The sequence below is a fragment of the Streptomyces sp. NPDC025651 genome, from assembly GCF_055558735.1.
Genome location: NZ_JBVHLZ010000007.1, coordinates 441,106 through 456,336 on the forward strand (window position 1 = coordinate 441,106; position 15,231 = coordinate 456,336).

14 protein-coding genes are annotated in these 15,231 nt (G+C 73.3%); 5 read left to right on the top strand and 9 right to left on the bottom strand.

What is annotated here, in order from left to right:
* Positions 1-8: 8 nt before the first annotated feature.
* The 3 genes from ACZ4D5_RS26050 to ACZ4D5_RS26060 all read left to right on the top strand — a co-directional run bounded on the left by ACZ4D5_RS26050 (position 9) and on the right by ACZ4D5_RS26060 (position 1,686).
* Positions 9-938 (top strand): GNAT family N-acetyltransferase, encoded by a 930-nt coding sequence (locus tag ACZ4D5_RS26050; RefSeq protein ID WP_467774803.1) that lies wholly within the window; start codon positions 9-11, stop codon positions 936-938.
* On the top strand, positions 919-1,425 hold the full coding sequence (locus tag ACZ4D5_RS26055; RefSeq protein ID WP_467774804.1) for a ribonuclease FAU-1 family protein: 507 nt from the start codon (positions 919-921) through the stop codon (positions 1,423-1,425). The genes ACZ4D5_RS26050 and ACZ4D5_RS26055 overlap by 20 nt, the downstream gene beginning before the upstream one ends.
* Positions 1,426-1,545: 120 nt before the next feature.
* Positions 1,546-1,686 (top strand): hypothetical protein, encoded by a 141-nt coding sequence (locus ACZ4D5_RS26060; RefSeq protein ID WP_467774805.1) that lies wholly within the window; start codon positions 1,546-1,548, stop codon positions 1,684-1,686.
* A 43-nt stretch (positions 1,687-1,729) separates the two neighbouring features.
* Here the strand turns inward: ACZ4D5_RS26060 and ACZ4D5_RS26065 are convergent, their stop codons facing one another.
* Genes ACZ4D5_RS26065 through ACZ4D5_RS26080 form a run of 4 tightly spaced genes read right to left on the bottom strand, consistent with a single transcriptional unit; the run spans position 1,730 to position 5,220 of the window.
* Complete coding sequence (locus ACZ4D5_RS26065; protein ID WP_467774806.1) at positions 1,730-2,206, bottom strand: GNAT family N-acetyltransferase; 477 nt, start codon at positions 2,204-2,206, stop codon at positions 1,730-1,732.
* The gene (locus ACZ4D5_RS26070) at positions 2,203-3,708 is read right to left on the bottom strand and encodes a tripartite tricarboxylate transporter permease (RefSeq protein WP_467774807.1); all 1,506 of its coding nucleotides are present in this window, start codon (positions 3,706-3,708) and stop codon (positions 2,203-2,205) included. Before ACZ4D5_RS26070 ends, ACZ4D5_RS26065 begins: the two co-directional genes overlap by 4 nt.
* Before the next feature lies 1 nt (position 3,709).
* The gene (locus ACZ4D5_RS26075; RefSeq protein WP_467774808.1) at positions 3,710-4,240 is read right to left on the bottom strand and encodes a tripartite tricarboxylate transporter TctB family protein; all 531 of its coding nucleotides are present in this window, start codon (positions 4,238-4,240) and stop codon (positions 3,710-3,712) included.
* Positions 4,237-5,220, bottom strand: coding sequence for a Bug family tripartite tricarboxylate transporter substrate binding protein (locus ACZ4D5_RS26080; RefSeq protein ID WP_467774898.1), 984 nt, complete (start codon positions 5,218-5,220; stop codon positions 4,237-4,239). The genes ACZ4D5_RS26075 and ACZ4D5_RS26080 overlap by 4 nt, the downstream gene beginning before the upstream one ends.
* A 131-nt stretch (positions 5,221-5,351) precedes the next feature.
* Between ACZ4D5_RS26080 and ACZ4D5_RS26085 the strand changes: the two genes are divergently transcribed.
* Positions 5,352-6,038 (top strand): response regulator, encoded by a 687-nt coding sequence (locus tag ACZ4D5_RS26085; RefSeq protein WP_467774809.1) that lies wholly within the window; start codon positions 5,352-5,354, stop codon positions 6,036-6,038.
* A gap of 250 nt (positions 6,039-6,288) precedes the next feature.
* Positions 6,289-7,290 carry a lytic polysaccharide monooxygenase auxiliary activity family 9 protein gene (locus tag ACZ4D5_RS26090; RefSeq protein ID WP_467774810.1) on the top strand — a complete coding sequence of 334 codons (1,002 nt, stop codon included), beginning with the start codon at positions 6,289-6,291 and terminating at the stop codon, positions 7,288-7,290.
* A gap of 60 nt (positions 7,291-7,350) precedes the next feature.
* Here the strand turns inward: ACZ4D5_RS26090 and ACZ4D5_RS26095 are convergent, their stop codons facing one another.
* The 5 genes from ACZ4D5_RS26095 to ACZ4D5_RS26115 all read right to left on the bottom strand — a co-directional run bounded on the left by ACZ4D5_RS26095 (position 7,351) and on the right by ACZ4D5_RS26115 (position 15,199).
* Positions 7,351-8,214 carry an esterase/lipase family protein gene (locus tag ACZ4D5_RS26095; RefSeq protein WP_467774811.1) on the bottom strand — a complete coding sequence of 288 codons (864 nt, stop codon included), beginning with the start codon at positions 8,212-8,214 and terminating at the stop codon, positions 7,351-7,353.
* Between the two features lie 200 nt (positions 8,215-8,414).
* A complete protein-coding gene (locus tag ACZ4D5_RS26100; RefSeq protein ID WP_467774812.1) occupies positions 8,415-9,080 on the bottom strand; it encodes a response regulator in 666 nt (221 codons plus the stop codon).
* Positions 9,077-10,267, bottom strand: coding sequence for a sensor histidine kinase (locus tag ACZ4D5_RS26105; protein ID WP_467774813.1), 1,191 nt, complete (start codon positions 10,265-10,267; stop codon positions 9,077-9,079). Before ACZ4D5_RS26105 ends, ACZ4D5_RS26100 begins: the two co-directional genes overlap by 4 nt.
* Positions 10,268-10,679: 412 nt before the next feature.
* Positions 10,680-11,675 carry a DNA polymerase Y family protein gene (locus tag ACZ4D5_RS26110; protein WP_467774814.1) on the bottom strand — a complete coding sequence of 332 codons (996 nt, stop codon included), beginning with the start codon at positions 11,673-11,675 and terminating at the stop codon, positions 10,680-10,682.
* On the bottom strand, positions 11,672-15,199 hold the full coding sequence (locus ACZ4D5_RS26115; protein WP_467774815.1) for a DNA polymerase III subunit alpha: 3,528 nt from the start codon (positions 15,197-15,199) through the stop codon (positions 11,672-11,674). The genes ACZ4D5_RS26110 and ACZ4D5_RS26115 overlap by 4 nt, the downstream gene beginning before the upstream one ends.
* Positions 15,200-15,231: the final 32 nt, after the last annotated feature.

Consider the following 15,231-nt stretch of genomic DNA (forward strand, 5'->3'; position numbering starts at 1 on the left):
GCGGCCCCATGACAGTGATCGTCCGGGCACTCGACCCCACCACCCCGGCGGACGCCGAAGGCTTCGCCGCCGTTCGCCGCGTCTGCGTCCCCGCCATGCTCGCCACCGCCGAATCGGTCGCGTTCGACCGGGCGCACGCCCACCCGGACGCCCACTACCTGCAGTTGATCGCGGAGGCGGACGGCGAGGTCATCGGCACGGCGCAGGTGGGCCTCGCCTACGACAGCCCCCAGCCGGGCCAGGGCTTCGCCAACGTGTACGTGCACCCGGACCGGCGCGGCACCGGCGCGGGCTCACTGATCCTGCGCACCGCCGAGGAGCACCTGGCCGCGGAGGGCGCCACCACCGTCTACTCGTGGGTCCTCGACGAGCCGGCGAACCTCGCCTTCGCCGCCAGGCGCGGCTACCGCGCGAGCCGCAGCGCGCACTTCCTCCGCCTCGACCTGGCGGGCGGTTCCCTGCCGCCGCTCCAGGAGCCGCCGTCCGGCGTGGAGTTGGTGAGCGGTTCGGTGTACGCACAGGACGCGCGCCCCCTCTTCGACCTGGACGCGGAGACGGTCGCGGACGAACCGAGCGACGTGGCCGCGGAGTTCACGGACTACCAGCACTGGCTCGCCGAGACCTGGCACCACCCGCTGGTCAGTCAGGAGCTCACCACCGTCGCCCTGGTGAACGGCCGCCCGGCGGCGTTCAGCCTGGCCCGCACGGACGGCGAGGGCCGCTACGCCTCGGGCATGACCGGCACCGCACGGGCGCACCGCGGCCGCGGTCTGGCCAAGCTCGCCAAGAACGACTCCCTGCACCGGGCCCGCGCGGCGGGCTGCACGGAGGCGTTCACCGGCAACGACGCCGGCAACGAACCGATGCTGGCCATCAACAAGTGGTTCGGCTACGAGATCTGCGCGACGGAGGTACGCCATGTCCGCGACCTCGGCTGACACAGAACCCGCCGACGCCCCCACCCTGGAGATCACCCTCACCAAGGCGGGCCGCACGAAGATCCGCTACCCGGCGGAACTGCTCCACGACGACGGCGCACGGATCACGGTCCGCGCCCCCTGGGCGGCCCCCGACACCCGCGACTTCGGCTTCGTCCGCTTCGAGCCGGGCGACGTCTTCGTGGAGCACTACTGGCGCGACCGCTGGTACGCGATCAAAGAGGTGTACGCCGCCGACGGCACCCACAAGGGCTGGTACTGCGACGTGACCCGCCCCACGGTCCGCGACGGCGGCACCGTGACGGTGGTGGACCTGGACCTGGACCTGTGGTGCTCGGCGGACGGCACGACCGTACTGCGCCTGGACGAGGACGAGTTCGAGGCAAGCACCCTCCCCACCACGGATCCCGCAGCGGCCGCGGCAGCCCTCCGGGCCCTGGACGACCTGGAGTCCGTGGCCCGCGGCGAGGGTCTCGCCACGCTCTGACGGCCCCTCAGGTCCGGTGTCCGCGGACGCCGGCTGTCGCCCCTGGATCAGAAACCGGCCCCGCGGAGGTCTAGCGGACCCCTCCGGTGGAAATCGGTAGGACAGGACAGGGAGGCAGTCATGCGCCGAGTGACCACGCACAAGCCCACCGGCAGGTCCAGCAGTCGACGTACGCGGGAGAGGCAGGAGTCGGAGGTCGCTCCGCGGGAAAGGCCCGAGGTCCGCAAGGACATTCAGCGGACCTGGTGGCCGGACGGGTGAGGACGGGCGCAAGACGGGTGAGAGGACACCTGATGCGGCCGGGTCAGGTGTCCTTGAGGCGCTTGCGGTAGTACAGGCGGTCGTAGGGGCCGTCCACGCGGCGCTCCACCAGCTCGTAGCCGTGGCGGGGATAGATCTTCTGGTTCTCCCACATCAACGCGTTGGTGTAGAGCGTGACTTCGATGAAGCCGAGCGCACGCGCGTGCGCGTCCACGAAGGAGAGCAGCCGGCGGCCCACCCCCTGCCCCGCGGCATCGGGGTGGACCGCGATCGACTCCAGGAGGAGCCGGCCCTCGTACGGGCGCGGGACGAGGACCAGGAGCCCGACCACCGGGTCCCCGGTGACGTACACCCGCCCCGCCGCCACGTCGGCCGCGTGGTCGGCCTCCATGGGGGCGGGCACCACCCCGATGCGTTCGATGTAGTGGTGGTACGCCGCGTCGGTCACCGCCCGCACGGCGGGCACGTCGGCGGCTGTGGCGGGGCGGATGTCCGCGGGTGTCTCGGGTGCTGCGCTCATGCCTCCACGTCTACGCCACGTCGGCGCGCCCGCACCAGTGCCTTCTTCACCAACGGCCACGCCACGATCAGGACGATCAGTCCATAGACCGTCACGGAGAACGGTGTGAACAGGCCGCTGAGGCCGCCGTCGCTGATCTGCAGGGCGCGGCGCAGCTGCTGCTCGGCGCCCGGGCCGAGGATGACGCCGATGACGGCGGGCAGGACCGGCAGTCCGTAGCGCCGCATGCCGAAGCCGATCAGGCCGATGACCAGGAGGATGACGAGGTCCAGCGGTTCGCCGCCGACCGCGTACGCGCCGACCGCCGCGAAGAAGAGGATGCCCGCGTAGAGGTGGGGCCGCGGAACGCGCAGGAGCTTCGCCCAGAGCGGGGCCAGCGGGAGGTTCAGGGCCAGGAGCAGGACCATGCCGACGAAGAGCGAGGCGATCAGGCCCCAGACCAGGTCGGGTTCGCGTTCGAAGAGCAGTGGGCCCGGCTGGATCCCGTACTGCTGGAAGGCCGCGAGCATCACCGCGGCGACGGCCGTGGTGGGCAGGCCGAGCGTCAGCATGGAGACGAGGGTGCCCGCGGCGGACGCGGAGGACGCCGACTCGGGCCCCGCGACGCCCTCGATGGCGCCCTTGCCCCACTCCTCCTTGTGCTTGGAGAGGCGCTTCTCCGTGACGTAGGAGAGGAAGGTCGGGATCTCCGCGCCGCCCGCCGGGATCGCGCCGAACGGGAAGCCGATGAACGGGCCGCGCAGCCACGACTTCCAGGTGCGCCGCACGTCCTGCCCGCCCAGCCAGGGGCGCCCGACGGGGACCGCATGGCCGCTGGTGCGGCGCAGGTGCGCGGCGCCCCACAGGGCCTCGCCGATCGCGAAGAGGCCCACCGCGACGATCACCACGTCGATGCCGTCGGCGAGTTGGAGCGAGCCGAACGTCAGCCGCTGCTGCCCCGTCATCTGGTCCAGGCCCACCAGGCCGATGGTGAGGCCGATCAGGAGCGAGGCGAGGCCCCGGATGCGGGAGGAGCCGAGCACCGAGGTGACCGCGATGAAGGCCAGGACCATGATCGCGAAGTAGTCGGGGGCGCCGATGTCCACGGCCAGGTCGGCCACGGTCGGCGCCAGCGCCACCAGGAGGACCGTGCCGATCATGCCGCCCGCGAAGTGCCCGATGGCGGCGGCCGCGAGGGCCTGCGCGCCCCGCCCCGACCTGGCCATCGGATGGCCTTCCAGCGCCGCGACGACGGCGGCGCTCTCGCCGGGCGTGTTGAGCAGGATGGAGGTGGTCGAGCCGCCGAACATCGCGCCGTAGTAGATACCGGCGAACATGATGAAGGCGCCGGTCGGTTCGAGTCCGTACGTCACGGGGAGCAGCAGCGCGACCGCCATCGCGGGGCCGATGCCGGGCAGCACGCCGATCGCGGTGCCGAGCAGCACGCCGACCGCGGCCCACAGGAGGTTGATCGGGGTCAGGGCCGTGCCGAAGCCGTCCATCAGGGAGTTGAAGGCGTTCATGTCACAGCACTCCCATCAGGGGGCCGCCCGGCAGGGGCACGCCGAGCAGGTTGTCGAAGACTCCGTACGTGACGACGGAGAGCGCCGCGGCGATCAGCGGGTCCCGGTCGACGCGCCGGCTGCCGAGGGCGTAGGCGGAGCCCCAGAAGAGCAGCGCCCCGGTGACGGGGAAGCCGACCGGCTCGATGAGGACGGCGGTGGCGAGGAAGACGCCGGCGAGCAGCAACACCGTGCGCCAGTCCGCCGGTTCGGACAGGTCGACGTCCTCGCCGCCCTCGGCCTCGCCGTGTCCGCCGCGCAGGACGTCGACGGCGAGCAGGAGGGCGACGACGAGCAGCCCGATCCCGACCACGACCGGCACGGTCTTCGGGCCGATCGGGCCGCGCTGGGCGATCTCCACGTCCATGGTGAGCGCGTCGGTGAGGACGAGCACGCCGAGGGCCAGCAGCAGGACGCACACGCCGAGTTCGGAGTGCTCGCGCAGCCAGGAGCGGGCGGCCCGCGCTTCGGGAGCGGGGTCGGTCGCGGTCACAGCCCCAGCTCCTTCAGCACCGACACGACGCGCTCGTCCTGGGCCTCCAGGAAGTCGCCGAACTCCTCCCCGGGCAGGAAGGCGTCGTCCCAGCCGTTGGTCCTGAGGGACTTCTTCCACTCGGGCGACGCGTGCAGTTTCTCGACCAGTCCGATGAGCTTGTCCCGCTCGGCGTCGCTGAGTCCGGGCGGGGCGACGATGCCGCGCCAGTTGGTGAAGTTCACGTCGTAGCCGGACTCCTTGAGCGTGGGCCCGTCCAGGCCGGGCACCCGCTTGGGCCCGGTGACGGCGAGCAGCCTCAGCTCGCCCGACTTGATCTGGTCCAGGTACTCGCCGACTCCGGAGACACCGAAGGCGACCTTGCTGCCGAGGATCGAGGCGAGCAGTTCGCCGCCGCCGTCGAAGGGAACGTAATTCACCTTCTTCGGGGCGATCCCGGCGGCGCGCGCCATCAGCATCGGCGCGAGGTGGTCGGGTCCGCCGGGGGACGATCCGCCGCCCACGGGCAGCTTGCCGGGGTTCTCCTTCCAGGCGTCGACGAGCTGCTCGATGGTCTTGTACGGGGAGTTCCTGGCGACCACGACGACGTCCTGCTCCTCGGTGAGCCGGGCGATGGGCGTCGTGTCCGCGAGGGTCTTGGGCGCGTGGTTGGAGCGGGCGGCGCCCACGACGCCGAGGCCCATGGACATGGCGAGCTTGCCGTTGCCGTGCTCGCCGACGAGCCGGGTCAGGCCGACGGTGCCGCCGGCGCCGGGGAGGTTGAACACCTCGATGTTGTGGGTGAGTTCGGCGTCCTCGGCGTTCCTCGCCGCGGTACGGGCGGTGATGTCGTAGCCGCCGCCGGGCGTGTTGGGGACCATGAGGCGCAGGCCCGGGATCCGGGTTCCGGTCTCGGCGCCGCTGCCCGTGGTGAGCAGCGGCGGCGCCACGAGCACGAGGAGAGCGGACCCGAACAGGGCGAGGGGGGTGCGCAGGCGCACGTGTGCCACCACCTGTCGGTACGTAGTCGGGTGTGAGGTGGCCCACATGTTGCCCGCGCGTCGACAACCTGTCTCTCTTCCGGAAGCAACGGACGTTGTGGTCGTTGTGGTCGCGCCCATAGCCTGCCGCGATGACAAGGGTGCTGGTCGTGGACGACGACTTCATGGTCGCCAAGCTGCACAGTCGGTACGTCGCCTCGGTGGAGGGATGCACGGTGGTCGGCGTCGCCCACAGCGGCGCCGAAGCGGTCGGCGCTGTGGAGCGCCTGCGCCCCGACCTCGTACTCCTCGACGTGTATCTGCCCGACATGGACGGCATCGCGGTGCTGCGCGAGCTGCGGGCCGCGGAGGAGCGGGATCCGGCACGGCAGCCGGTGGACGCCCTGTTCATCACGGCGGCGCGGGACGCGGGGATCGTACGGGCCGCGCTGCGGGCGGGCGCCCTGCACTACCTGATCAAGCCCTTCAACCAGGCGGCCCTGCAAGCGCAGTTGAGACACGTGGCCACCCTGCGGGCCCGCCTCGACGGCTTGGAGGAGGCCCGCCAGGAGGACGTCGACCACATCTTCGGCACCCGGCCACCGGGCTCCAGGGAACTGCCGAAGGGCCTGGCGGCCCACACGGCGGACCTGGTGGAACAGACCCTCCGCGACCACCCGGAGGGCCTCTCGGCCACACAGTGCGCACAAGCGGGCGCCCTCTCCCGCGTGAGCGCCCGCCGGTACCTGGAGTTCTTCACGACCACGGGGAGGGCCGAGGTGTCGCTGCGGTACGGGGGGACGGGGCGGCCGGAGCGGCGGTACCGGTGGGTGGGATGAGCCCCGGCCCCGCAGCGCCAAACCGGGCATCGCGGGCGCGACCTGAGCGGAGCCTGAGCGCTTCCTTAAAGCGACCATAAGGATCTCCATCACCCGGCCTCAGCAGGCGATTTCGCGGATTCGAGGGGCTAGCTTTCTCGGCGCCGGGGCGGTTCCGAACCGTCGGTGCCGCATGTGTCGGGGGGCGGTGCCGGCCGTTCGCGGCCGTCTCGTGTCCCCACCCCTGAAACGTCGTTGAGGAGAACCACCCATGCCTGCTCGTCGCCGCAAGGTCGCCGCGATCGCCGCCGTCGGTGTCGCCCCGCTCGCCCTGACCGCCCTCTCGGTCACGCCCGCCGCCGCGCACGGCTCGATGACGGACCCGGTCAGCCGGGTCTCCGCCTGCTTCCAGGAGGGGCCCGAGTCCCCGAAGTCGGCCGCCTGCAAGGCCGCCGTGGCCGCCAGTGGGGCCCAGGCCTTCTACGACTGGAACGGCGTGAACATCGCCAACGCCGCGGGCAAGTCGAAGGAGATCATCCCCGACGGCAAGCTGTGCAGCGCCAACAACGACAAGTACAAGGGCCTCGACCTGCCGCGCGCCGACTGGCCGTCCAGCAAGCTGGCCGCCGGCAACCACACCTTCCGCTACAAGGGCACCGCCCCGCACAAGGGCTCCTTCGAGCTGTACGTCACGAAGGACTCGTACGACCCGGCCAAGCCCCTGAAGTGGTCGGACCTGGAGGACAAGCCCTTCGTCAAGGTCACCGACCCGAAGATGGAGAACGGCGACTACGTCTTCGACGGCAAGATCCCCGCCAGGTCGGGACGCCACCTCATCTACTCGATCTGGCAGCGCTCGGACTCCCCCGAGGCCTTCTACACCTGCTCCGACGTCGTCTTCGGCAAGGACACCGGCGGTTCGGGCTCCGCCCCCGCCCCGGCCGCTTCCGCCCCCTCGGAGCAGGACATCGCGGCCGGCGCCGACAAGTCCTCCGTCGAGCACCACGGCCACGGCGACGCCGACGCCAAGACCGGCGCCGACGTCACCGAGGCCGCCCCCGCCGACGAGCCGGCCGGCAACCAGCCCGAGGTGAACGGCGGCGCCGAGAAGCCGGCCACCACCGGCACCACCGCGAGCGACAACCTCGCCGAGACCGGCGGCGACAGCACCACCCCGTACATCGCGGTCGGCGGCGCGGCCGCCCTCGCCGTCGGCGCCGCGGCGATGTTCGCCACGACCCGCCGCCGCGCGGCCGGCCGCCACGGCCGCTGACCGCCGCTCTTCAAGGGCCGCGCCTCTCCCGGGGACCGGGGAGGCGCGGCCCTTCGCCCGCTACGACAGGCACGTGCTCGGCGTCGCGTGCTCCGGATCCAGCGCGTTCGCCACCTCGTGGTGGGCGACGCGGTCCAGAATCCCTGTCGCCACGTGCTCCGCGACGTTGACCGGGCACAGCTCCTGCAGGGTCACGTTGCGCACCCCGGGGCCGTCGAGGAACTGGGAGCGGTACGGGGTGACCACCTCGTCGTACTTGGTGGCGATGACGGTGTAGCGCACGCCGGGCACCGTGTCCCCGCCCTCGTTGAGCCTGGTCAGGAACGGCGACCCCGCCACCTGGTCGGCGAGGCCCGGCGTCTTCGTGGTGAGCAGGTCCGCCGCGCCGGGGAAGTACGGCAGCAGCTTGGTGAGGCCGAGCAGCGTCGTGCCGTGGTTGTCGGGCGCGAGGCCGACGAGGGCGTTCACCTTGTCGGCGCCGCCGAGGAACTTGAGGTAATGGCGCGGCATCATGCCGCCCTGCGAGTGGCCGACGAGGTCCGCCTCCTTCGCGCCCGTCGAGGCGAGCACCTTGTCGACGAAGCGGTCGAGCTGCCCGGCCGACTTGTCGATGGGGCCGAGCCCGTGGAAGAACGGCACGCCCTCCAACTGGCCGTAGTCCAGGGAGTAGACGCAGTAGCCGCGCTTGACCAGGTAGGGCGCGAGGACCAGCCAGTTGTCGACGGAGTTCCCGAACGTGCCGTGCACGAGGACGACCGGGCGGGGGTGCGCGGCGGACGGCTTGCAGTCGTAGTCGTTCCAGCCCCTCGACGTCGCGGCCGGCGCCGTGGCCGGTGCGGCCGCGGCGGTGGGGGTGAGGGTGAGCGCGCCCGTGACGAGCAGGGCGGCGGCGAGCGCGCGCAGCGCTCGTCTCCAGGGCAGCATCGTGTGATCTCCTTGCGGCTCAAGGGAGTTGCGATGGCTGTACGCCCTGCGATCCGGATCACCGGGATGATGCGTGCATGGCAAAGTACGCGCGGGTAGGTGAGGAGTGAAGCCGCGCGTCGGTAAAAAGTTCCAGCAATCACTGGCACGGTCACGGCTGCCGCCCTCGGAGGCACCCCGCCGGTCAGGTCGGTTCACGGTCACCGCATGGGCGCCACGAGCCCCATCTCGTAGGCGAGGATGACCAGTTGGACGCGGTCGCGGGCGTCCAGCTTCGTGAACAGGCGCGCCACGTGCGCCTTGACCGTGGCCACGGTGATGAACAGTTCGGCGGCGATCTCGGCGTTGGACCGGCCCCGCCCGACCAGGGTGAGGACCTCGCGCTCCCGGTCGGTGATGCCCTCCACCGCGCGCGGCGCCGGCGGCGGCGCGGGCTCGGGGCGGGCCGCGAACTCCTCGATCAGGCGCCGCGTGACGCCCGGCGCGATCAGCCCGTCCCCCGCCGCGACCACACGGACCGCCGCGAGGATGTCCTCCAGCGCCATGTCCTTGACCAGGAACCCGCTCGCGCCAGCCCGCAGGGCGCCGTAGACGTACTCGTCGTCGTCGAAGGTGGTCAGGACCAGCACGCTCGGCCCCGCCGGGTCCTCCTTGACCAGACGGGTGGCCTCGATGCCGTCCATGCCCGGCATGCGGATGTCCATGACGACGACGTCGGGGCGCACCTGCGAGGCGAGCCGCACCGCTTCGCCGCCCGTGCCCGCCTCCCCGACGACCTCGATGTCCGGGGTGTCGGCCATCAGCACGCGCAGGCCCGCGCGCACCAGCGGCTGGTCGTCGGCGAGGACGACGCGTACGGCGCTCATCCGGCGTCCCCGCGCGGCACGGGCAGCCGGGCCGTCACGCGGAAGCCGCCCTCGGGGCGGGGGCCCGCGGCGAAGCGGCCGTGCAGCAGGCCGACGCGCTCGCGCATGCCGACGATGCCGTAGCCGGTTCCGGCGGGCAGCCCGCCGCGGCCCTCGTCGTCGACCTGGACGGTCACCTCGTCGGCGCCGTGGTCGATGGTCACCCGGCAGGCGTCGGCGCCCGCGTGCCGTACGACGTTGGTGAGCGCCTCCTGCAGGATCCGGAACGCGGCCAGGTCGATGTCGGCGGGCAGCGGCCGGGGCGTGCCGCGCCGACGCACGTCGACGCGCACCCCGGCGTCCAGCGTCGACGCGACCAGGCGGTCGACGTCGGCCGCGCCCAGGCCGGGGGCGGGGCCCAAGGGAGCAGCGCCCTCCGCGGGCCTGCGCAGCGCGACCAGCGTTCTGCGCAGCCCCGCGAGCGTCTCCCTGCTGGTGGCCTCGATGGTGGAGAGGGCGTTGCGGGCATCGGCGGGCCGGGTGTCGATGACGCGGCTGCCGACGCCCGCCTGGATGGCGATGACGCCGATGCTGTGCGCGATCATGTCGTGCAACTCCCGTGCGATGCGCAGCCGTTCGGCGGTCACGGCGTCGGCGGCCGCGCGTGCGCTCAGTTCCCGCGCGTGTTCCCTGCGCTCGCGCACCGAGTCGCCCGTCAGCCAGGCGGCGAACACCGCGAGGGCGATCAACGCGGCGAGCTGGGCGGACCTGACCGGGGTCGGCCCGAGCGAGGGCAGATTGGTGGCGAGCTGCGCGCCGAACGCCAGGGCGGCCGCCGCGACCGAGGTGCGGCGCGGACGGACCGCGGCGATGTACCCGACGGCGAGGTCGCCGAGGAGCACCTGCAGGTACACGATCTCGGAGTTCGGCATCTGCAGCCGCGCGGCGGCCCATCCGGCGAGCAGCAGCGCCAGCGCGGGCAGCGGCCCGCTCCGCAGGAGTACGCCGACCAGCGCGGTGAGGACGAGCAGCGGAACGACCGTCAGGGCACCGAAGCCGCCGTGCCCTTCGATCATCCCGAAGTACAGGGCGAAGGGGTAGGCGAGCGAGGCGGCCCAGGCCACCGCCGTCAGCCGGGGGTCGCGCGACCAGGCGCGCACCGTACGCAACGAGGCCGGCGGACCGGGGGCAGGGGGCGTCGCATGCATCCCCCGATCCTAGGCGCGCACCCCTGACCTGGGCATGGGCCCGAAGACGTACGCCCACGGGCTACCCCGCCCCCGGCGGATGCGGCCGCCGGGCCGGTGTCCCGGCCGACTCGCCGTCGACCGCCTCCCCTTCACGGTGCGTCCGGCCCGGGTGACCGGGTTCCTGGGGCCGAACGGCGCGGACAGGACCACCGCACCGCGGATGCCCCTTTGCCCGGTCGAACCGGACGCGGGCGGCCACCGGTTCCGCGACCACCCGCGCGGGCCGCGGCACGTCGGCGCGCTGCTCGACGCGGGCGACGTGCACGGCGGGCACACCGCACGGGCCCACCCGGCGACGCGACCGGGCGCGGCCATGCGCACTCCGGACGCGGCGGGCCTCGCGGCGGCGCCGACTGAGGGCGCGGGGACGCTACGCCGCCAGCGTCCCCGGCACGATCGCCCCGGGCCCGAACCTCGCCCTCGCCCGGTCGGCGACCTCCTCGATCCGGCGGGCCTTGTCGTCCGCCGGGTCGAACGTCAGCTGGTGGGCCGCGTGTTCGGCGGGCCCGAGCCCCTCGGCGCGCAGGGCGATGCCGCGCACCCGGGCGCGCTGCAGGCCGAGCGCCTCGTACATGCGGTACGCGGCCGCGGTCAGCGCGGTGGAGTGCGCGGTCGGCTCGGGCAGCGTCCGGGTCCTGGTGATCGCCGAGTAGCCGGTGCGGTCCGCGTACCGCACCGTGAGGGTCAGCGCGCGGCACACCTGGCTCTCGCCGCGCATCCCGACGCCCAGTTCCTCGGCGCAGGAGAGCAGGGCGCGGCGGTGCCGGAAGGGGTCCAACTCGTCGCGGGCGAAGGACCGTTCGGTGGAGACCGAACGCGCGGCGGCGTTCGGTGTGACCCGGGTGCGGTCGACGCCCCGCGCCTTCTCGCGCAGCTCGCGGCCCGCGCGGGCGCCGACGAGCCGCTGCAGGGTGGACAGGGGCGCGGCGGCGACCTTGCCGAGGGAGTCGAGCCCGTACTCGCACAGGGTGCGGGCGGTGGCGCGGCCGATGCCCGGCAGCTCGCCGACGGGCCGCTCGGCGAGGAACTCCCGTACCCCGTCCGCCCCTTCGGGCACCGCGCGGGTCACGCCCGGCGCGGCGCCGCGCGCGGCCATCCGGGCCAGCATCGGTCCGGGCCCCGCGCCGACCGCGCACTCCACTCCGTACCGGGCGAGCGCCCGCACCCGTATCAGCGCGGCCAGCTCGACGGCGCTCCGCCCGAAGTACCGCCGCGCGCCCCGCACGTCGACGAGTGCGGCGTCGGGCGGCAGCGCCTCGACCAGAGGGGTGAACTCCCCGAGCAGGCCCAGAAGTCGGGGCAGGACGGCTTCGTGCAGGGGAGGCAGCAGAAAGCGTACGTAGAGGGTGGTGGTCCCTTCGTTCATCCCGCGCTCCCCGGACTCCGATGCCACAACTTCCGTGTCCCCGCGGCGCCTTCGCCCGCAGGACGAAGATCCGCCCAGGGGTGCATCTCGTACCCCGTGGACATGCGGATGCGCCGCCCGCCGTCCGCCGCCTTCTCCCCGGGAGCGGGCCCAGAGGACCCAGCGGGCTCCGCGGCCTCCACGGACTGCGCAGGTTCCACGGACTCCGCAGGCTCCGCAAGGCGCAGCGCCACCGCGTCGAGGCCGCCCTCCTGCCGCACCTCCACCAGCTCCGCGAGGTTCCACGCCGCCGAGCCGACCACGCTGAGGCTGCGCGGCCCGCGCCGCTGCACCACGCCGCGCACCAGCAGCAGCCAGGAGTGGAAGACGGTGTGCGCGCACCGCTCGTGGGCGTCGTCGAAGAAGGCCAGGTCGACCAGGCCCGTGCCGTCGTCCAGGGTGGTGAAGATGACGCGCTTGCCGGAGCGGATCGGCGGGGTCTGGGTGGCCGCCTTGGCGCCCGCGACCAGGACGGTCGCGCCGTGCTCGGCCTCGCGCAGGCGCCGGGCGTCGAACACGCCGAGCTCCGCGAGGAACTCCTTGTGGTCGCCCATGAGATGGCGGGAGGAGTCCATGCCGAGGACGCCGAGCTCGGCGCTGAGCCGCTCCGCGTCGTCGAGGTCGGGAAGCCCCGCGGCCGCGGTCCCGCGCCCGCCGGCCAGGGGCAGTTGGCCTCCTGCCGCGCCCCGGGTCCCGCGCCGCAGCTCGGCCAGGTGCAGCTGCAGGTCTCGGCGGTTGGCGCCGAACGCGTCGAGCGCGCCGACCTGCGCGAGCCGCCGCGCGACCGGCTTGGAGGGCCTGGCCCGCTCCCAGAAGTCGACGAGCGAGGCGTAGGGCTGCCCCTCCGCGATCCGCGCGGCCTCGGCGCCGCTGATGCCGTGCACGTCGCAGAGGGCGAGCCGCAGCCCCCAGACCTCCCGGGATCCCGATTTATCAGACACCAGTTCGATGCGGTGAGCGACCGCCGACCGGTTCACGTCCAGCGGAAGGATCGGCACCCCCCGCCGCCGCGCGTCCGCGAGCAGCAGCCGCTTCGGGTACATGCCGGGGTCGTGCGTGAGCAACCCCGCGTAGAACGCGGCCGGGTGATGGGCCTTCAGCCACGCCGACTGGTACGTCGGCACGGCGAAGGCCACCGCGTGCGCCTTGCAGAATCCGTACGACCCGAAGGCCTCGACGATCTCCCAGGTGCGGGCGATCGTCTCCGTGTCGTACCCCCTGGCCGCCGCGTGCTGCGCGAACCAGAAGCGGATCCGCCCCTGCGAATCGGGGTCGGAGAGCCCGCGCCGCACCCGGTCCGCCTCGTCGCGCCCGCAGCCGGTCATGATGTCCACGATCTCGATGATCTGCTCGTGGAAGACGACGACTCCGTACGTCTCCTTCAGCGGCTCCGCGAGGTCGGGGTGCGGGTAGCGGACGGGCGCGCGGCCGTGCCTGGCCTCGATGAAGGGCCGCACCATGTCGGCGGCGACGGGCCCCGGACGGAAGAGGGAGATGTCGACCACCAGGTCGTGGAAGGTCGCGGGCTGAAGGCGTCCGACCAGGTCACGCTGGCCCGGCGACTCGATCTGGAAACACCCCAACGTCTCGGCGGACTTGATGAGTTGATACGTAGCCGGATCACCCGGCGGCACCGCGTCCACGTCCACCCGCTCCCCCGTGGCCCGTTCGACCTCCGCCACCGCGTGCGCCATCGCCGACTGCATCCGCACGCCGAGCACGTCCAGCTTGAGCAGGCCGAGGTCCTCGACGTCCTCCTTGTCGAACTGCGACATGGGGAGGGGGGCACCTCCCATGCCCTTAAGGCTATGGGGGACCTCGCCGCTGGTCGGCATCACCGGCGTGCGGGCGAGCAGCGAGGCGTCGGAGAGCAGCACCCCGCACGGGTGCATGGCGACGCCGCGCGGCAGCGCGTCGAGGGCCTCGACCAGCTCCCACAGCCGGTCGCGGTCCCCCAACTCCCGGGCGATCTGCCGTAGTTCGGGCAGCTCCTCCATCGCCGCGCGGGCGTCGCGGGCACGGATGTGCGGGAAGGCCTTGGCGATCCGGTCGATGTCGGCCGGGTCCATGGACAGGGCGGCGCCCACGTCGCGCACGGCGTGGCGGACCCGGTAGGTCTCGGGCATGGCGACCGTCGCGACCCGCTCGGTGCCGAAGCGGCCGATGATCGCGCGGTAGACCTCCAGACGGCGGGCCGACTCGACGTCGATGTCGATGTCGGGAAGCACGGCCCTCCGCTTGGACAGGAACCGCTCCATGAGAAGCCCGTGCTCGACGGGGTCGGCGTGCGCGATGCCGATGAGGTGGTTGACCAGCGACCCCGCGCCCGACCCGCGCGCCGCGACCCGGATGCCCAGGTCGCGTACGTCGTCGACCACTTGGGCCACGGTCAGGAAGTAGGAGGCGAAGCCGTGGTGCGCGATGATGTCCAGCTCCCGGTGCATCCGCTCCCAGTAGTCCCGGGCCCCGGGGCCGCGGTCGTACCCGCGCAGCACCATGCCCGCCGCCGCCCGGGAGGCCAGGACGCGCTGCGCGGTGCGGCGCCCGGCGCCGACCAGGCGCGGCTCGGGGAAGTGCACGGACCCGATACCGATGTCGTCCTCGGCGTCGACGAGGCACTCGGCGGCGACCGCACGGGTCTGTTCGAGCAGCCGGTGGGCGGTGTCGCGGCGGAAGCCCGCGGCCTCGACGACACGCTCGGCGACGCGGAACATGTCGTCCGCGCCCTTCAACCACCGCTCGCCGCCGTCGAGTTCCTTGGTCGGGTCGACGGGGACGAGGCGGCGCGCGGCGTCGAGGACGTCGGCGACGGGGCCCTGGCCCGGGTCGGCGTAGCGCACGGCGTTGCTCAGGACGGGGCGCACGCCCTGCTCGGCGGCGAAGCCGACGGTGCGCGCGGCGAGCCGGAGCGAGCCGGGCCCCGTGCCCTCGCGGCCGTGCCAGACGGACTCCAGGCGCAGCGCGTCGCCGTACCGCTCGCGCCACGGGGCAAGGAGCCGGGCCGCCCGGTCCGGACGCCCGGCGGCGAGCGCGCGCCCCACGTCGGAGGCGGGGCCGAGCAGCACGGTCAGCCCCTCGCCGTGGTTCTCCCGCCACGGCAGGACGGGCTGTCCCGCGCCTTCGCGGTGCACGGCGGTGACCAGGCGGCAGAGCGTCGCCCAGCCGGTGGCGCCGTCGCGGGCGAGGAAGGTCACGCGCGGGGTCGACTCGTCGATGAAGGCACCGCCGCGCACGGGCGCCCGCCGCCGCTCCCCCTTGGCGGGGACGAGCGCCCCCACCGCGAGCTCGGCCCCGAACAGCGGCCGCACCCCGGCCTTCTCACAGGCCTTGGCGAACCGGACGGCGCCCGCGAGGGTGTCCCTGTCGGTGAGCGCGAGGGCGTCCATGCCCCGCTCGGCGGCGCGCTCGGCGAGCCGCTCCGGGTGCGAGGCGCCGTACCGCAGGGAGAACCCGGAGACGGTGTGCAGATGCGTGAACCCTGGCACACGCACCTCCTGAAACCCTGCCTCGATCCGAT

Coding starts and splice junctions, on each gene's coding strand:
- ACZ4D5_RS26060 (WP_467774805.1), top strand. CDS start 1,546: ATGCGCCGAGTGACCACGCACAAGCCCACCGGCAGGTCCAGCAGTCGA.
- ACZ4D5_RS26110 (WP_467774814.1), bottom strand. CDS start 11,675: ATGAACGAAGGGACCACCACCCTCTACGTACGCTTTCTGCTGCCTCCC.
- ACZ4D5_RS26050 (WP_467774803.1), top strand. CDS start 9: ATGACAGTGATCGTCCGGGCACTCGACCCCACCACCCCGGCGGACGCC.
- ACZ4D5_RS26105 (WP_467774813.1), bottom strand. CDS start 10,267: ATGCATGCGACGCCCCCTGCCCCCGGTCCGCCGGCCTCGTTGCGTACG.
- ACZ4D5_RS26070 (WP_467774807.1), bottom strand. CDS start 3,708: ATGAACGCCTTCAACTCCCTGATGGACGGCTTCGGCACGGCCCTGACC.
- ACZ4D5_RS26065 (WP_467774806.1), bottom strand. CDS start 2,206: ATGAGCGCAGCACCCGAGACACCCGCGGACATCCGCCCCGCCACAGCC.
- ACZ4D5_RS26095 (WP_467774811.1), bottom strand. CDS start 8,214: ATGCTGCCCTGGAGACGAGCGCTGCGCGCGCTCGCCGCCGCCCTGCTC.
- ACZ4D5_RS26055 (WP_467774804.1), top strand. CDS start 919: ATGTCCGCGACCTCGGCTGACACAGAACCCGCCGACGCCCCCACCCTG.
- ACZ4D5_RS26085 (WP_467774809.1), top strand. CDS start 5,352: ATGACAAGGGTGCTGGTCGTGGACGACGACTTCATGGTCGCCAAGCTG.
- ACZ4D5_RS26100 (WP_467774812.1), bottom strand. CDS start 9,080: ATGAGCGCCGTACGCGTCGTCCTCGCCGACGACCAGCCGCTGGTGCGC.
- ACZ4D5_RS26090 (WP_467774810.1), top strand. CDS start 6,289: ATGCCTGCTCGTCGCCGCAAGGTCGCCGCGATCGCCGCCGTCGGTGTC.